The 16,154-nt window shown below is 59.8% G+C and carries 16 protein-coding genes; 10 read left to right on the forward strand and 6 right to left on the reverse strand.

What is annotated here, in order from left to right; all coding sequences use genetic code 11:
* Positions 1-84: 84 nt before the first annotated feature.
* Entirely contained in the window at positions 85-1,686 is a 1,602-nt protein-coding gene (locus tag DWW12_RS02980; protein WP_117854910.1) for a potassium/proton antiporter, read from the forward strand.
* A gap of 21 nt (positions 1,687-1,707) precedes the next feature.
* Here the strand turns inward: DWW12_RS02980 and DWW12_RS02985 are convergent, their stop codons facing one another.
* The gene (locus DWW12_RS02985) at positions 1,708-1,899 is read right to left on the reverse strand and encodes a hypothetical protein (RefSeq protein ID WP_117563971.1); all 192 of its coding nucleotides are present in this window, start codon (positions 1,897-1,899) and stop codon (positions 1,708-1,710) included.
* A 112-nt stretch (positions 1,900-2,011) separates the two neighbouring features.
* Here DWW12_RS02985 and DWW12_RS02990 point away from each other — a divergent pair, with 112 nt between their 5' ends.
* The 4 genes from DWW12_RS02990 (at position 2,012) to DWW12_RS03005 (ending at position 6,609) form a co-directional block, all read left to right on the forward strand.
* Positions 2,012-2,371: a nucleotide pyrophosphohydrolase gene (locus tag DWW12_RS02990; protein ID WP_199570656.1), complete on the forward strand. Its 360-nt coding sequence runs from the start codon at positions 2,012-2,014 to the stop codon at positions 2,369-2,371.
* The gene (locus DWW12_RS02995) at positions 2,364-4,106 is read left to right on the forward strand and encodes a DUF2075 domain-containing protein (protein ID WP_117854911.1); all 1,743 of its coding nucleotides are present in this window, start codon (positions 2,364-2,366) and stop codon (positions 4,104-4,106) included. The genes DWW12_RS02990 and DWW12_RS02995 overlap by 8 nt, the downstream gene beginning before the upstream one ends.
* 142 nt (positions 4,107-4,248) lie before the next feature.
* Positions 4,249-5,373 carry a 3-phosphoserine/phosphohydroxythreonine transaminase gene (gene serC, locus DWW12_RS03000; RefSeq protein ID WP_117854912.1) on the forward strand — a complete coding sequence of 375 codons (1,125 nt, stop codon included), beginning with the start codon at positions 4,249-4,251 and terminating at the stop codon, positions 5,371-5,373.
* A gap of 72 nt (positions 5,374-5,445) precedes the next feature.
* Positions 5,446-6,609 (forward strand): phosphoglycerate dehydrogenase, encoded by a 1,164-nt coding sequence (locus DWW12_RS03005; protein ID WP_117637785.1) that lies wholly within the window; start codon positions 5,446-5,448, stop codon positions 6,607-6,609.
* 347 nt (positions 6,610-6,956) lie between these two features.
* Here the strand turns inward: DWW12_RS03005 and DWW12_RS03010 are convergent, their stop codons facing one another.
* On the reverse strand, positions 6,957-7,763 hold the full coding sequence (locus tag DWW12_RS03010) for a hypothetical protein (protein WP_147345459.1): 807 nt from the start codon (positions 7,761-7,763) through the stop codon (positions 6,957-6,959).
* A 397-nt stretch (positions 7,764-8,160) separates the two neighbouring features.
* Between DWW12_RS03010 and DWW12_RS03015 the strand changes: the two genes are divergently transcribed.
* Both DWW12_RS03015 and DWW12_RS03020 read left to right on the forward strand, forming a co-directional pair.
* The gene (locus tag DWW12_RS03015) at positions 8,161-9,381 is read left to right on the forward strand and encodes a M20 family metallopeptidase (protein ID WP_117854916.1); all 1,221 of its coding nucleotides are present in this window, start codon (positions 8,161-8,163) and stop codon (positions 9,379-9,381) included.
* Positions 9,382-9,421: 40 nt separating this feature from the next.
* Complete coding sequence (locus tag DWW12_RS03020; RefSeq protein WP_117637782.1) at positions 9,422-10,111, forward strand: DUF1015 family protein; 690 nt, start codon at positions 9,422-9,424, stop codon at positions 10,109-10,111.
* A 129-nt stretch (positions 10,112-10,240) separates the two neighbouring features.
* Here the strand turns inward: DWW12_RS03020 and DWW12_RS03025 are convergent, their stop codons facing one another.
* The 3 genes from DWW12_RS03025 to DWW12_RS03035 all read right to left on the reverse strand — a co-directional run bounded on the left by DWW12_RS03025 (position 10,241) and on the right by DWW12_RS03035 (position 12,190).
* Positions 10,241-10,876: a histidine phosphatase family protein gene (locus DWW12_RS03025; protein WP_117563979.1), complete on the reverse strand. Its 636-nt coding sequence runs from the start codon at positions 10,874-10,876 to the stop codon at positions 10,241-10,243.
* 17 nt (positions 10,877-10,893) lie between these two features.
* Entirely contained in the window at positions 10,894-11,436 is a 543-nt protein-coding gene (locus DWW12_RS03030; RefSeq protein ID WP_055252053.1) for a histidine phosphatase family protein, read from the reverse strand.
* Positions 11,437-11,518: 82 nt separating this feature from the next.
* A complete protein-coding gene (locus DWW12_RS03035; protein ID WP_199570658.1) occupies positions 11,519-12,190 on the reverse strand; it encodes a nitroreductase family protein in 672 nt (223 codons plus the stop codon).
* A gap of 233 nt (positions 12,191-12,423) precedes the next feature.
* On the opposite strand from DWW12_RS03035, the gene DWW12_RS03040 reads away from it, so the two are divergent.
* Together DWW12_RS03040 and DWW12_RS03045 are read left to right on the forward strand one after the other, a co-directional pair.
* Entirely contained in the window at positions 12,424-13,026 is a 603-nt protein-coding gene (locus DWW12_RS03040; protein ID WP_117634980.1) for an HdeD family acid-resistance protein, read from the forward strand.
* On the forward strand, positions 13,027-13,509 hold the full coding sequence (locus DWW12_RS03045) for a DUF188 domain-containing protein (RefSeq protein WP_117854917.1): 483 nt from the start codon (positions 13,027-13,029) through the stop codon (positions 13,507-13,509). It begins immediately after the preceding gene.
* Between the two features lie 133 nt (positions 13,510-13,642).
* Here DWW12_RS03045 and DWW12_RS03050 read toward each other — a convergent pair whose 3' ends face one another.
* On the reverse strand, positions 13,643-14,731 hold the full coding sequence (locus DWW12_RS03050) for a putative manganese transporter (RefSeq protein ID WP_117854919.1): 1,089 nt from the start codon (positions 14,729-14,731) through the stop codon (positions 13,643-13,645).
* A gap of 171 nt (positions 14,732-14,902) precedes the next feature.
* Here DWW12_RS03050 and DWW12_RS03055 point away from each other — a divergent pair, with 171 nt between their 5' ends.
* Positions 14,903-15,871 (forward strand): 3'-5' exonuclease, encoded by a 969-nt coding sequence (locus DWW12_RS03055; RefSeq protein WP_117655708.1) that lies wholly within the window; start codon positions 14,903-14,905, stop codon positions 15,869-15,871.
* The last annotated feature ends 283 nt before the right edge of the window (positions 15,872-16,154 follow it).

The following is a 16,154-nucleotide window of genomic DNA, read 5'->3' on the forward strand; positions in this document are numbered from 1 at the left end:
CCCCATAAACCCACCATCTTTGGGTACAAATAACCGCAGACAACTAACCGTGCCACGCCAACCACCCAGGAGCGGACACCATCCATGAACCAGATCCTTCTTTTTATCGGCCTCGTCATCATTTTGTGCCTGACCATCAAACCCGTCGGCAAAAAGCTCCCCTTCCCCACCCTGCTTATCTTTATCGCGCTCGGCATGCTGCTGGGCGTCAACGGCCCGGCGCATATCGACTTTAGCGACTACGCACTCACCGAAACCGTCTGCAGCACGGCGCTATTGTTCATCATGTTCTACGGCGGCTTTAACACCAACATAGACCGCGCCAAGCCCGTCGCCGCGCCGGCGGTGCTGCTGAGCACGCTCGGCGTCGTCATCACCGCAGGCATCACCGGCGTGTTCGCCCACTTTGTGCTGGGCTTCGACTGGATCGGCGGCCTGCTGCTGGGATCGGTCGTGGCGTCCACCGACGCGGCCAGCGTCTTTAGCGTTCTGCGCGAGCACAGCCTTTCGCTGAGGGGCGGCACCGACTCGCTGCTCGAGGTCGAATCGGGCTCCAACGACCCCGTCGCCTACATGCTCACCGCCGTGCTCGCGACCCTCGCGGCGGGCGGCAATATCGACATTCCCGTGCTGCTGACCAAGCAGATCATCCTGGGCGTGGGGTTGGGCCTTGCCATCGGCTGGACATCCAGGCGTCTGATTGAGCGCGCACACGCAACGGCCGAAGGCGCGCAGACCATCTTCTTGTTCGCCGTGGCCATCGTCGCCTACGCGCTGCCGAGCTACCTGGGCGGCAACGGCTTTTTGGCCGTATACCTTGCAGGCATTGTGCTGGGCGCAAGCGACATCACCGGTAAGGTCGAGATGGCGCGCTTTTTTGACACCCTCACCGAGATGGCCGAGATGACCATCTTCTTTTTGCTGGGCCTGCTCGTCACGCCCGCGCGCCTGCCGCAGATGCTGCTGCCGGGCCTGGCGCTCATGGCGTTTATGCTCTTTGCGAGCCGCCCCATCGCCGTCGGTCTGCTGCTGGTGCCCTTTAAGACGAACCCTCGCCAGGTTGCACTCGTAAGCTGGGCGGGCTTGCGCGGCGCGGCTTCGGTCGTCTTTAGCCTCTTTGCCATGGTAGCCGGCGTTCCCGGCGGTCACGACCTGTTTGACCTGGTGTTTGTGATTGCCGTATCGAGCATTGTGGTGCAGGGTTCGCTACTGCCGGCGGTGGCGAAGAAACTCGATATGATCGATGCGGCCGGCGACGTACGCCGCACCTTTAACGACTACCGCGACGAGGACGGCATGTCGTTTGTAAAGCTCAAGGTGGGCGCTGGCCATCCGTTTGCCGGACGCTCGCTCGCGGACATTGGCAGCGCCACAGACATGCTCGTGGTCTTGGTGCTGCGCGACGGGGCGCACCCGGTACTGCCCAACGGCGATACCGTCATCGAGGAAGGCGACCTTCTGGTGATGGCAGCCCCAACGTTCGAAGAGCGTGCCGAGGTTACGCTGCGCGAGGTCACCGTGACGCCCCACGGTCGCCTGGCCGGTCAGCGCCTGCGCGACGTGCCGCAAGGCAAGCACCCCTTTATCGTGGTGATGCTCAAACGCGACGGCCAAACGATCATCCCCGACGGCAACACCCTCATATACGCCGGCGACGAAGCCGTCATCGCCACGCTAGCTTCCTAGCAGCCCGTCCCTCTTCAGCTACTAGCTGTCACCCACAGCAAAGTCGCGGAGGTCGAGGCCTTCGCGTTCGGCTCGGGCTAGGAGCTCTTGGGGCGACTCGTCCTCGATATCCATCACGTCGAGCATGGCAGCGGGAAAGCCCACGCCAGCCGCGCTCCCCGCGTAGTCGAGCAAGCCCTCGCGCAGCTGGTCTACATCAACTTCAATCTTCACGGTGAATCCTCCTACCGGGCAATCGCGGCCGGACAAACCGCACGTCCCAACTGATGTGCAATAAACTCCAGATACGGCCATAATAAAAAAATGAACATCAGGGAGGTTACGGATGATGGACAAGCTCACTGCCATGACAGAACAAGTCAGAGATTTTTGTGATGCGCGCGATTGGCGCAAATATCACACTCCAAAGGAACTTGCCATCGGCATAGCGACAGAGTCCTCCGAACTCCTTCAGCTTTTCCGCTTTATGAGCGACAAGCGCATTGCAGAAATGTTCGATAGCCCTGATCAGCGCCAAGCCATCGAAGACGAAGTTGCCGACACGCTCCTCTTTCTCCTACGTTTCGCCGATCTAAACGGAATCGACCTCCCAAAGGCGCTCTCGTCCAAACTCAAACGCAACGGCGAGCGCTATCCCGTCGACACCAGCTCCAGCGAATACAGAAAGGCGGCCCACCATGAATAATGAGTTCGCCCTTCGACAATACACGCTTCCCCTCCCCCAACCCTTCGAGGCAAGCGAATCGCTGCAGGACTTTGGCACGCCAAAGCCCGGATTCCACCATGACGAGAGTTGGCCCGTTCTCTATATTCTGACCAACAGTAAAAACAAAACGGCGTACATCGGTCAAACGACCAATTATCGACGCCGCATGAAGCAACACGCCGCAAACGTGGACAAAGACTTCGACCGGACCCTCCTGATTGACAATCCAACCTTCAATCAGTCAGCAACATTTGAGTTTGAGAATCGACTTATCGAGCTGTTCTGCGCTGACGAAAAATACCAGGTAACCAACGCCAACAATGGCTATGCCCAGTTCGATTATTTTGAGCGACCTCAGTATCGCCAGAAGTTCAGAGACCTCTGGACAAAGCTTCGCGAAGAGAACTATGCGATCCACCCCATCGAAGAGCTCGAGAATACCGACCTGTTCAAATTCTCGCCCTTCAAAACGCTCACGCCCGATCAATACGAAACGATTGAGGCGATTTACAGGCGGCTCGAGCAAGAGCATGAAGACATTAAACACGGCGGTCCCAAGAAAGAGCGCGTAACCGTCGTGAACGGCGCGCCGGGAACAGGCAAAACAATCCTCGCCATCAGTCTCATGTTCAAAATCAAAAATGAGCCGAACCTTTCCGGTCTGCGGGTCGGCTTCGTGACGCCCATGGAGTCTCTGAGCAAGACACTCAAAAAACTCACGCACTTCCTCCCCGGGTTAAAGCCCGGCGATATCCTGAGCCCCAACGACGTCACAAAAAACGATCGGTATGACGTCTTGATTGTCGACGAGGCGCACCGACTGGGAAACTACTTATCCGCCGGCGCCGGCATCGGAGCTTTCTACAACACATGTGAACGACTCAGCTTGCCGCGCACGAGCAGCCAGGTGGATTGGATTTTCAAATGCTGCGACAAGGCGTGCCTGTTCTTTGACCCCAAACAGCAAGTCCGCGCATCGGGACTCAACCGAGATGGCCTTGAGCAGCGACTCAACCAACTCGAAGAAGCCGGCATCGAGACCGAAGAATTCAACTTGAGTACCCAAATGCGCGTGCGTGGCGGCGATGAGTACCTCGATTTTGTCTACGACCTGCTTGATAACAAAGCGTACATGCATGCCGGCATGAAGTTCAAAGCACTCTTTTCATCGGAGCCTTACGATTCGCGAGCCGGGGATCCGGACAGCGATATCCCCAGATACCAGTTTGGAATCGTCGACCAATTTGAGGACTTCTGCTCTCTGCAGCAAACCAAGGAAGAAGAAGTTGGTCTATCCCGCATGATGGCAGGCTTTGCGTGGAAGTGGGAAACGAAGAATAACAAAGATGCGTTCGATATCGTCATCGAGGGCATTCCCAAACGCTGGAACTCAACCCAGAAGGATTGGGTTAACTCCGCCAACGCCGCCAACGAAGTCGGATGCATTCATACGGTACAAGGCTACGACCTCAACTACGGATTCGTAATTCTGGGTCCCGACATTTACTACGATTCGAACAAAGATGCAGTCAACGTTAACAGGGCAAACTTCAAAGATGCCGTTGCCAAGAAAAAGGCAAGCGACGATGATCTGCAAAAGATCATCGTCAACGCCTACTACGTCCTCATGACGCGCGGCATGTTAGGAACGTATCTCTATGTGTGCGACCCCGCGCTCAAAGAGTACCTGTCACGGTATATCCCGGCGATATAGACCTTGCGACCGCCCTCCCCCATGTAACCATCCTGTAAATCATAGCGACGCACTCGAGTTTTACCGTGATGCAGTCGCGCCTGGCGCTCCACTGTGCTAAAGTATCCCGAACGTTCAAACGACTACGAGGGGGAACTAGAAGATGGCACGTGTGCACAACTTCTCAGCTGGCCCGGCGGCGCTGCCTACAAGCGTGCTCGCCGAGATCGCCGACGAGATGATGGACTACCGCGGTTGCGGCATGTCCGTGCTCGAGATGAGCCATCGATCTTGCATGTACCAGCAAATCATCGACGACGCCGAGGCAACCCTGCGCCGTCTGCTGAGCATCCCCGACAATTACCGTGTCCTGTTTTTGCAGGGCGGCGCCACGCTGCAGTTTGCGGGCATCCCCATGAACCTCATGCGCCGCGGCCGCGCCGGCTACGTCGTGACCGGCAACTTTGCCAACAAGGCGTACAAGGAGGCCGCCAAGTACGGCGAGGCCGTGCTGCTCGCAAGCTCCGAAGACACCAACTTCGACTGCATCCCCGACATGGCCGACATCAACGCGCGTATTGCCGCCGAGGCTGCGGGCGACGGGCTCGACTACGTCTACATCTGCCAGAACAACACCATCTTTGGCACCATGTACCACGAGCTGCCCGCTTGCGGCGACGTGCCGCTGGTCGCCGATGTCTCGAGCTGCTTTCTGTCGCAGCCGCTCGACGTTGAGCGCTACGGGCTCATCTACGCCGGCGCGCAGAAAAACGCCGGCGCCGCGGGCGTGACCGTGGTCATCGTGCGCGACGACCTTATCGCCGAAGGCCCGGCCTATGCGCAGACGCCGCAGTACATGGACCTTAAGACCCAAGCCGCCAAGGACTCCATGCTCAACACGCCCAACACCTTTGGCATCTACGTGTGCGGCAAGGTGTTCCGTTGGGTTGAGCAGACCGGCGGACTTGCCGCCATGGCCGAGCGCAACTGGGCCAAAGCCAACCTGCTCTATGACTTGCTCGAGCAAAGCGAACTGTTCCATGGCACCACGCAGGCCGACAGCCGCTCCATCGCCAACGTCACGTTCCGCACCGGCGATGCCGACCTCGACGCCGCCTTTGTCGCAGGCGCGGCCGAGCACCAGATTCAAAACGTCAAGGGCCATCGCCTGGTGGGCGGCATGCGCGCCAGCGTGTACAACGCCGTCACCATGGAAGACGTGCAGGCGCTGGCCTCGTACATGAAGGACTTCGAAGCGCAGCATAGTTTGAGCCCGCGATCTAACTAGCCCGCAACGCGCGGGCCGACCAGCCACTTCAAACTACCCTGCTTAGATCAAAACCTGCTAAGGAGTTTTTCCATGCGTAAGATTAAGACCATCGACGACATCACTAAAGACGGCAAAGTCGAGTTTGGCGAGGGCTACGAGTTTGTAAGCACCGCCGAGGAGGCCGACGCCATCCTGATGCGCTCGACCGACCTGCACGGCTACGAGCTGCCCGAGGGCATTCGCGCCATCGCCCGCTGCGGCGCCGGCGTCAACAACATTCCCGTCGAGGAGTACGCCAAGAAGGGCGTCGTTGTCTTTAACTCCCCCGGCGCCAACAGCAACGCCGTCAAGGAGCTCGTCCTGGGCATGCTGGTGCTTTCGAGCCGCGGCGTGGTGCAGTCGATGAACTGGGTGCGCGACAACGCCGACGACCCCGATATCCAAGTCGACGCCGAGAAGGCCAAGAAGGCCTTTGTGGGTCGCGAGCTCAAGGGCAAGCGCATTGGCGTCATCGGCCTGGGCAACGTGGGCTCCAAGGTCGCCAACGCCTGTGTCGATCTGGGCATGGACGTCTACGGCTACGACCCGTTCATTTCCGTCGAGCACGCGTGGGTGCTGAGCCGCGAGGTGCAGCGCGTGGGCACGCTCGAGGATCTGTGCCGCGGCTGCGACTACCTCACCGTGCACGTGCCCAGCAAGGCCGACACCATCGGTATGATCAGCACCGAGCAGATTAACCTGCTGGCGCCCGACGCCGTGCTCATCAACTACGCGCGCGAGACCATCATTGACGAGGACGCCGTCGACGCCGCCCTGCGCGAGGGCAAGCTCAGCTGGTTTAGCTGCGACTTTGCCACGCCCAAGACCGTCAAGATGCCCAACACGTTTATCACCACGCATTCGGGCGCCGGCACCGGCGAGGCCGAGGCCAACTGCGCCGACATGGCCATCAGCGAGCTCAAGGATTACCTGGAAAACGGCAACATCGCGCACAGCGTCAACTACCCCGCCTGCAGCATGGGCAAGGCGCGCGCCGCAAGCCGCATTGCCTGCCTGCATGCCAACGTGCCCAACATGATCGGCCAGATCACGGCCATTCTCGCCAAGGACAACGCCAACGTGCAGCGCATGACCAACGAGTCCGCTGGCGAGAACGCCTACACCATGTTCGACACCGATGAGCACCTGGACGGCAGCACGATCGAGGCACTTAAGCAAATTCCGTCGATGTATCGTGTGCGCGTGATTAAATAGCGCCGGCGCCAATCCTGCCAGACAGACCACGAAGCCCATTCGGCCCCCGTTTTCACGAAACGGGGGCCGATTTTGTTGCTCCGGACGACTTTAAAATGATACCAAGAACAAGTTTTTTCAGATAATCGATAGTGAGGCTCAAGTCGCTAAGCACACCCGCTTTGATAAACAGCTTTATCAGGGACTTTAGTAGGTAAAAATCGATCTCTATGTGCCGAATGTAAGTTGACTGTCCATTTTCCGAAACAACTTATTCTAGATAGCATTTTTAAGGCCCCTCCAAGGCGAAATATAAGTCTTTTTGTGACCAAAACTCTAGTCCGCGCGACCGTTTTCCACCCGCGCGGCTACATTCCTGCCCAATCGATAAAAATCTCCTCACGAAGCCGCCGTTCGAGCTCCTGCTGTCGCGGCGTCTTGTCTTTCAGCGGCACATCGAGATAGGACATGATGAGCTCCATCACCACGCGGAAGGCATCGGAGTCGGCCAGCTGACCATAGGTCATCAGAATGACGGGATATCCCATCGCTTGCAGCGCCGTCGTTCGATCGGAGTCCGAAATCTTGGATTCAATGGATCCGTGAATGGCTTTACCCTGGCATTCAACCAGACACTCTCGGCTGCCGTCCTTATTTGCCAGCAGGATATCGGCATAGCGCCTATCAAGCCCCGAAATCAGGCGGGCGCTGCGCGTCAAGCGAATCTCGACGTTATTGGTAAGGCGCAGCCCTTCGCCGCCGCGCAACCTCGTAAGACCAAACAGCATCGAAGCCTGGACCTCGAGCGGCGATGCCGCCACCCCCCTAATGCACTTCGCGGCACGTGTGAACGATTTAGCGCCGCGGAGCCCCTGGATCTTATCGACGTACTCTGTAAGCTCAGAGAGCTCAATCAAGGGAGGTCGTTTCCACAAGTCCGTTGGATTCCCCGAGGTATCCTTTACGTTTTCCCAGCCCGACCGTGCGTCACCCCACCGGCCCCCGTATGCCTGCTCAAGTGCCGACTTTACCTGAGGCGCAATCTTGCACACGGCAAAGGTGCCGCACATCTCATACATGCACATGATCAGACGCTCGTTTGAGACCGAGGAAGCCAGGGTCAGCAGGGTAAAGAGCGGGGACGCGACATCGAGGCCAAACTCTGTCTGTCGCATGGAATCAAACGGCCTCTCCCCGTTCCAAACATGCCTGACAATGCGATCGCCCTTACGTCCGCAGCTGCCCTGCGCCAACACGTGTAACGGGGTGCCCAGGAAATGCGTGACGAGCGGATGCTCACATAGGTGCTCCCTGCGCGGATCGTCTACAGAATCAGGCAGGTCCGGCATTATTGCCAAGACCTGTGGGGGTATCCGGTGATACCGAAAGGCAGATATGTCGCACAGCATGTCGTCCATGAAGGGTACGTACCCGCTGCGTCGCTTGTGAACCCGCTCGGACGGCAAACGCACTGGCTCGGCCTGCGAACGGTAAATACTGCCACGCCCACGTCGCGGATCTCTCAGGAGGCTTACAATCGGTTTGGAAAGCAAACTGATTGTGAGGTTGCATATGGTTGATGAGGACTTTGCCTGGCGGCTTGCGCAGGAGCTTGTGCGGATCGAAAGCTCAGACCCGGGCGCGTATGAGGACGAGATCGAGCGCTTCATTAAGAGGCTCATTGAGCAGCAGCTGGCACAACTTGATAGTTCTGCGCTCGATGCCGTGCAGATTGAGGAGCTCGAAGTGCTGCCCGGGCGCCGCAACCTTAAAGTCACCGTGCCGGGCCAAAGCGACGAGCCGCGGCTGATCTATATCTGCCACATGGATACCGTCACCTTGGGCGATGGCTGGGACGCAGACATCGCACCGCTTGGGGCGGTTGTGCGCGACGATAAACTCTATGGCCGCGGTGCCTGCGATATGAAGGGTGGCCTGGCCTGCGCCATTGCCGCACTGGTCCATACGCTCGAACGCGTGGCGGCGGATGGCGCGCTGCCACGCCGCGGCTTTTCGCTCATCTGCTCGGTCGACGAGGAAGACTTCATGCGCGGCTCAGAGGCCGCGATCGATGCTGGCTGGGTCGGCTCGCGCGAATGGGTGCTGGACACCGAACCCACCGACGGACAGATCCAGGTGGCGCACAAGGGTCGCACGTGGTTCGAGATTGAAATGGCTGGCGTGACGGCGCATGCGAGCCAGCCTTGGAAGGGCGCGGATGCCGTCGCCGCCATGGCCGAGGTCGTGTGTTCGCTTCGTCGCGCGTTTGCGGCGCTGCCCGCGCACGATGAGCTGGGGCCTTCGACCATCACGTTTGGCCAAATCGAGGGCGGATATCGCCCCTACGTCGTACCCGACCGCGCCAAAGTTTGGGTCGACATGCGCCTGACCCCGCCGACCGATACGGCCGCCGCAATCAATATGGTCGAGCATGCCATCGCCGTCGCCGAAGCCACCGTTCCCGGTTGCCATGGCAGCTACACCGTGACGGGCGACCGCCCCGCCATCGAGCGCGATCCGGTCTCTCCCCTTCTAGCTGCACTCAAGTGCGCAGCAGACGATGTAACGGGCACGGATACGACCGTCGGCTTCTTTACCGGCTACACCGACACTGCCGTCATTGCCGGCAAGACGGGTAACCGTAACTGCATGAGCTATGGCCCAGGCTCGCTCGCGCTCGCCCACAAGCCCAACGAATATGTGCCCCACGCCGACATCGTTCGTTGTCAGCAGGTGCTAATCGCGCTCGCCGATAACGTGCTCTGGGACGCGAGCGGCCAAGTTGGGGCATAATAAGCCGCGAACAAACCGACTCGTGCGTTAGGACCGCCCCATGAAAGCACTTCCGTTTCCCTGCATCCGCCCGGCTCAGGACCGCGTGCTCGAGGCACTGCCTGCAATGGGCAGCATCCTGAGCGGCAACGATGCTCTGCGCGGAGCCATTGCCGATGGTCTGATGCTCAAGGATCCAGGCGCGGCGTATTACGTGTACGAATGCTCGGGTGAGCCGGGACGCGTGACGGGTGTCGTGGCGATTTGCCCGGTTAACGTGCTGACGGGCGGCGACGAGGCTGCCGCCGAGAGCATCGACGCACTCGCCACCGCGCGCGCGATCGCCGAGCTCAAGGTGCAGCCGCGCCCCGTGTCGCTCGCCTACGAGGCGTCGCCCGTCATGGATATCATTTTGAGCGCTGCCAAAGAGGGCGCATCGCTCTACGCCGTCACCGATCCCGCGGGCGTCACACATCGCGTGTGGGAGGTCAAGCGCGAGGACGCCGTTGCCGCCATCCGTGCCATGCTCGATCAGGCGCCCGACCCGGTGTTCGCCGGTGACTCCGCCTATGTCGCCGCACTGGCTGGGGCATCGCAGATTCTGGCCGACGAGGCCCGCGCTGCCGGCGCCTACTCTGGCAAAGAGCCGTTCAACTTTGCTGTAGCCGTGCTGTTCCCCGCCGCGCAGGTCAGCGGCAGCGCGCCGCAGGTTCCGACGGGTCTGCTCACTCACCAGGTCTCACGGTTCTAGCGAACTCAAACGCTAAGCTGGAAAACCCAGCATCCAAACAAACAAGGGGCGGAGATGCAGCAAACGCATGCACCTCCGCCCTTTTCGCATCAAACAATTACGCCGGTAAACCGGGCCGCAACGTCAGCGTTATCCACGCTGCGGACCTGCCGCCGCCACGAGCGGCTCTAGCCCCAGCTCGCGCGCGTAGTCTTCCTGCGTAAAGACTTCGACCAGTTCAAACGTATCGGCCGCATCGTCAAACGCAAAATGCAGCACTGAGCAGTTGCCCGGCACGCGTTCGCGCTCGTCGGCCGCCGCGCCCCGCACGTGGTCCAAAAACTCCTTGATAGCTGAGCCATGACTTACCGCGAGCACACACGTATGGTCCGGACGCTGCATAAGATCGGTCAGCGTCGCCACCATGCGCGTGCGCACCTGGATCTGGCCCTCGCCGCCAAACTGCCGATAGAAGTCGCGCCACGGGCGCTCGGGCATAAGCATCACGCGCTCGGCCTCAAAGTCGCCAAAGAACCACTCACGCAGGCCGTCCAGGCGCTCGTACGCCAAGCCCGGCCACAAGTTGGCGATAGTCTGCTCGGTGCGATGAAGCGTAGAGGTGTAGGCATGATCGGGCTCAATGCCGCGCGCACGTAAAAACATGCCGGCGCGCGCCGCCTGGTCGCAACCCAACTGCGTAAGCGGCGAGTCACTCCACCCCTGAATGATACGCTTAAGGTTGAATATCGTCTGTCCATGACGGACCAGATACAGATCTTTATTCATAGGGGTCCTTTCGTTCGTTACCAACCCAAGAGCGAAAACGCCCCGTCGCAATAGCCAAAATGAAGCACGGCACCGTTGTCGGGTAGCTCTCCCCCGCCAGTCACATACTCAAGAAACTCCTGGCAGGCTGAGCCGTGGGAAACCGCCAGCACGCAGTCGTGCTGCGGCCGGGCCATAATACGGGACAGCGCCGCGACCATGCGCGACTGAAGCTGCACTTCCGACTCGCCGCCAAAGGCCACCGGATAATCGCCCCAGGGCTGCGGCGGCATCTCGCGATTTGATGTGCCCTCCAGCGAGCCAAAATGCCACTCACGCAGGTCATCGACCAGCTCAATGGAACGGCCCTCGCCAACGATAAGCTCGGCCGTATGCCGCGCCCGGCCCAACGGCGAGGAATACACATGATCAAAGGCCACGCCACGCGCCGCAAACGCCGTACGCGCCGTCAGCGCCTGCTCGCGCCCGCGCGCCGTAAGCGGCGAATCGTGCCAGCCCTGCAAAATGCTCTGCACATTGAGCTCAGTCTGCCCATGCCGCACCAAATACAGATCTGCCACACGCCCTCCCCTCGTACCACCACAAAGGGGACAGGCACCTTTGTGGTGGTTTACCGTCTGATCACGCCGCGGTGACGCTCAGCTACACCAGCACGTCGGCGAGCGAACGCTTGGGTACGTGGTGCACCTGTGCCTCGTCGCGCCAATAATTGATGGAGCCATCGGGGTTGGAATCGATCGCATCGATCACCTGTATCTCGGCCGGAACGCCAAAGGCCATGATCAGCTTGAGCTCATACTTGTCGTTATCGAGCCCCATGGCATCGATCGCATGGGGCGTAAAGGCCTTGAACATGCAGGCTGCCACCTCGGGCGTAGCGCTGCGGGCGGCGAGCATCATCGTCTGCGCGGCAATGCCCGTGTCGACCTCGGTAATGGGAGCGGCAGGCTTGCCCGGAACGGCGCGCTCAGCCAGAATCGCGATGTAGCCGGTCGGGCGCTCGCCCTCGGCAGGACCCGGCCAATCCTTAAGTGCGCCGGCCCATGCGAGCTCGTCAAATACACGCGCGCAATCCTCGGCACCGCTCACCACGTGAAAACGCAGACGCTGAGCATTGGCACCGCAGGGAGCCAGGTGCGCCAGTTCCGCCAGCTCGAGCAAAAACTCGCGCGGCACGCGCATGGACTCGTCAAAGCGACGGCACGTACGGGCACGACGGACCAGCGCATCAAACGCTTCCAGACCGAGCTTTTCGCAACCTTGCTTTGCCATCGATTCGACACTCGACGGTGCCTCGGGAACTGCTTCGTTCATAGGGACCCCCAATACAAGCCAATTGTCCTTAGGAAAATCTAACCTAACGTAGGCAATAACGAACAGGGCTGCAATGTTCTACACCTGTTGAATAGAAAATCGCGACGTGGGGAACAACGGAAACAATTCGGAGCCTTTGGGTTACGTTTCGCCCTCCCCGACCCATACGTCAGCGCCCTTAGGGGATACTGGTTGTAACGATCAAGGCTTACGCCGCACGGAAAGGAGACATTATGGGCATCTTTAAGAACGATGACCAAAAATCGAGCCAGTTTGGATTTGACGAGAAAAGTATGGCGGGCAAAGCCGTCAAGGCCGTGCGCTGGATCTACGCCATCACGGGCGTCGTGGCGCTCATTGCTGGCATCGCGCTGCTTTTTGCACCCGCCAAGTCCCTCGTCTTTTTGACGACCGTCCTGGGTTTTTACTTTGTAATCACCGCTGCCATCAGGCTGTTCACTGCCATTTTTGAGCCGCTGCTGCCCACTGGCTGGCGCGTGACGAGCATCATCTCCAACCTACTCATTATCCTGGGCGGCGTCATAATCCTGCGCAACCAGGCCTTCTCGACCGCGACACTCACCACGATGGTGGTTATCGTGGCCGGCTTTGGCTGGATTGTCGAAGGTGTCATGTCCATTCTGGAGTCCGAGCTTTCGTCCAACCGCGCCCTTGCCATCCTGAGCGGTGCACTCTCCATCATCGCCGGCATGTTCGTGTTTATCTATCCGCTGTGGTCGGCCAAGATGCTTGTCATCTTTAGTGGCGCCGCGCTGCTGGTGTTTGGCGTAACGCTCATTGTTCGCGCCATTCAATTTGGCAAACTGGTGCACTAGATGCCGCGAACGCTCTTTATTGATGCCGACGCCTGCCCGGTCACGCGCGAGTCGATTGACTGCGCGCGGCGGGCGGGCGTCGCCGTTGTTATCGCCGGCAATAGCACGCAAAACCTGGAACGACACATTCGCCGCGACGACCCGCGCGATGCCGAGCACGCGCGACGCGGCTTTTGGGTCACGACGCTCAACGTGAGCGTGGGCGCCGACAGCGCCGACTTTGCCATTGTCGAACGCCTGCAGGCGGGCGACGTGGTCGTGACGCAGGACATTGGCTTGGCGAGCATGGTGCTCGGGCGCGATGCCGCCGCTATCGGTGTGCGCGGGCGCGTCTACGACAAAGCAACCATCGACATGCAGCTGTTTATTCGCCACGAGGAAAAGAAGGTGCGCCGCGCCGGCGGACGCACTCGCGGGCCGGCGGCATTTACCAGCGAAGACCGCGCCCGCTTTAAACGCAACCTCACCGAGCTGCTGCGCTAACCAAGGTAGATTTTTGGGACATGTCCGGAAATCTACCTTTTTGTTTTGGCGATTGACGCGCATCCAACGCCCAAGTCATGGCGGTAGATTTTACGGTATACCCCAGTTTTTACGGCCTATCCCAAACATCTACTTAGAGGCCAAAGGCGGAAAGGATGAGACCCCAGCCCGCGCCGATGACGTACATCATAATCAGGAACACGGCATTTTCGCGGGCGCTGCGGTTGGTGCGGAACAGCACCAGATAACCCACGCCGGCGGAAATGAGCGTGCCGGCGAGCATCGGGGCCAGCTGCAGCGCGCCTTCCAGGTACAGTTGCGTGATGACGACGCTGGCCGAGCAGTTGGGGATCAGGCCGACGAGTGCCGAGCCCAGGACCGCAAGCGTCTCGTTGCCGCGCAGGAACTGCTCGATTGCGGACTCGCCGAACGTCTCGAGCACGGCAACCAGAATCAGCGTCACCAGGAAAATGAATACCGATACCTGCACGGTGTGGGAGATGGTGCTGCGGATAATCGACAGGACAGGCGTCCCTTCGTGGGAATGGGAGTGACCGTGACCATCATGGTGTTCATATTCGCCCTCATGACCGTGATCGTGGCCATGTCCGTGTTCGTGCTCGTCCTCGTCTTCATCACAACCGCAATGGTCGCGCTCACACAACTCGTGGATGTGGTCGGCGCTCACGCCCGCCTCGGCCACCTCGTCGATGATGTCACCGCCGCTGTGGTCGTCATGCGCGCAGTTAACGTGCGCCGGATTGACAGTGGTCCCCAACACGGTACGACGAATCGCCGCATGCGCGCGGGCGTTGCGACGCAGACCGCGAATGGCGGCATCTACGATAAAGCCCGTGACCAGTGCGATAAGCGCTTTCGAAGCCAAAAGCATCGCCATAGTCTGCACGGGAACCTGCTCGGCAAGTAGCAGCGGCAGCATCTCGTCGGAGGTCGAAAGGAACACCGCCACCAACGTGCCCAAGGTCACGACACGGCCGGCGTACAGCGTTGCTGCCATGGCCGAAAATCCGCACTGCGGCACAATGCCCAGCAGCGAGCCAACCACGGGACCCGCAGCGCCGGCGCGCTTGATAGCGCCGTTGACGCGGTCGCCCGCAACGTGCTCAAGTGTCTCGAGAGCAAGATACGTCACCAACAAAAACGGCACCAGCGACAGCGTGTCCTTGCCGGCGTCGAGCAGAATATCAATCAGTAAATCCATGACGGATGGAACCTTTCGTGTCTTTCGGCAGCATTGTAAAAGTCCTAGCGGTCAACTAGGGTATTGTAGTTGTCCCGGGCGCGGTGCCAATAGTTGCCTATGGTAAACTATCATCTCGCCATAACTCAGTAACCTCGAGCCGCACAACGCGGCCCGTCCAAGGAGTAGCATATGAACGTATCGCAAGCACTTGAATACGAGCGCCAGCCGTTTATTCCCATGTTTATCTATGGCGACCACGGTGCCATGGAGTCCGAACGCCAGAAGGGCGAAGAGGCCCTCAAGGTGCTCGAGACCGAGTATTTTACTGCCGAGGACGACCCCGGCTTCGACTTTGCCACCGTGCGCGACCTGGCCGACCGCAACCGCGACCTTTGCGACCAGATTGGGGAGGCACGCCTGCGCAATGTGACGCCCGCGACGCTCTCGCGCGGCCTGTCCGACGCCGACACCTGCGCCGCCATCGGCAAAATGCAAAAGCGCACCGCCGCGTCCGTTATGCGCGAGATCCGCGGTGACCGCGACGCGCTCGGCGTGGCCTACGCCCGCAAGCCCATCCAGGGCACCGTGCTCGGTGTCGACATCGAGACCACCGGCCGTGCACCCGAACGCGGTTATATCATCAACGTCGGCTGGGAGATCATGGAACTCACCAGCGACGCCATCCCGCACGACGCCGAGGCGCACTACTGTGGCCTGCCCGACATCTACCGCGGCGAGGATGTACCGCTGTCGAATATCCACCACATCACCTGGAACGACATCGACGGCAAAAAGCCGTTCCGCGAGAACAAGGAACTGCAGAAGCAGCTGCTCAAGCTCATGAAGAAGTACCCGTACATGGCACACAACGCCGCGTTTGAGGACAGCTGGTTCAAGATCCACCTGGACGGCTACGCCGAGGCACGCCGCGCGGGTAAGATCATCGTCATCGACTCGCGCCAGATCTGCCGCAGCCTGGACGCCGACGTGCGCTCGCTCCCCCGCGAGTCCGCCCCCGCCGCGCTCGAGAACTGGGCACGCCGTCGCGGCACCCTCGCGCCCGACGCCAACGAGCAGCATCTGGGTCTGGACGACACCGACCTCATGCTCCGCACGGTACAGGCCGAGTTCAACCTCAAGAACCTATTCGCGAAATAGCAACGCCTGCGACAAACACTGCTTGCTCACGAGCGGCCTCGCAGCGGGAAACACCGCAGCGGGGCCGCCCTACGTTCCACAGATAGATCTGCCATCACAAATTCTGAACCCTCATTTTGAACGATTTCGGCCAATTCCCGACACGTAATTCGTTGTCGGATGGCGATGCATCGATATCAAATGTGCAGCAATTGAGTTTTTATATGCTATAGCTAAGCTGCGATAACATTGATTTTAGGCGTGCCAACCCATAATTGCGTCAAGCTTTTGGACAGCATTTGGT

This window comes from Collinsella sp. AF14-35 (assembly GCF_003464565.1).
In the GTDB taxonomy this organism is placed as follows: domain Bacteria; phylum Actinomycetota; class Coriobacteriia; order Coriobacteriales; family Coriobacteriaceae; genus Collinsella.

Bases quoted from the DNA above. Each gene is read 5' to 3' on its own strand.
- DWW12_RS03035 (WP_199570658.1), bottom strand. From the start codon at position 12,190: ATGAACGAAGCAGTTCCCGAGGCACCGTCGAGTGTCGAATCGATGGCA.
- DWW12_RS03055 (WP_117655708.1), top strand. From the start codon at position 14,903: ATGAACGTATCGCAAGCACTTGAATACGAGCGCCAGCCGTTTATTCCC.
- serC (WP_117854912.1), top strand. From the start codon at position 4,249: ATGGCACGTGTGCACAACTTCTCAGCTGGCCCGGCGGCGCTGCCTACA.
- DWW12_RS02990 (WP_199570656.1), top strand. From the start codon at position 2,012: ATGATGGACAAGCTCACTGCCATGACAGAACAAGTCAGAGATTTTTGT.
- DWW12_RS03020 (WP_117637782.1), top strand. From the start codon at position 9,422: ATGAAAGCACTTCCGTTTCCCTGCATCCGCCCGGCTCAGGACCGCGTG.
- DWW12_RS02995 (WP_117854911.1), top strand. From the start codon at position 2,364: ATGAATAATGAGTTCGCCCTTCGACAATACACGCTTCCCCTCCCCCAA.
- DWW12_RS03010 (WP_147345459.1), bottom strand. From the start codon at position 7,763: ATGCGACAGACAGAGTTTGGCCTCGATGTCGCGTCCCCGCTCTTTACC.
- DWW12_RS03025 (WP_117563979.1), bottom strand. From the start codon at position 10,876: ATGAATAAAGATCTGTATCTGGTCCGTCATGGACAGACGATATTCAAC.
- DWW12_RS02980 (WP_117854910.1), top strand. From the start codon at position 85: ATGAACCAGATCCTTCTTTTTATCGGCCTCGTCATCATTTTGTGCCTG.
- DWW12_RS03045 (WP_117854917.1), top strand. From the start codon at position 13,027: ATGCCGCGAACGCTCTTTATTGATGCCGACGCCTGCCCGGTCACGCGC.
- DWW12_RS03015 (WP_117854916.1), top strand. From the start codon at position 8,161: ATGGTTGATGAGGACTTTGCCTGGCGGCTTGCGCAGGAGCTTGTGCGG.
- DWW12_RS03040 (WP_117634980.1), top strand. From the start codon at position 12,424: ATGGGCATCTTTAAGAACGATGACCAAAAATCGAGCCAGTTTGGATTT.
- DWW12_RS03050 (WP_117854919.1), bottom strand. From the start codon at position 14,731: ATGGATTTACTGATTGATATTCTGCTCGACGCCGGCAAGGACACGCTG.
- DWW12_RS03005 (WP_117637785.1), top strand. From the start codon at position 5,446: ATGCGTAAGATTAAGACCATCGACGACATCACTAAAGACGGCAAAGTC.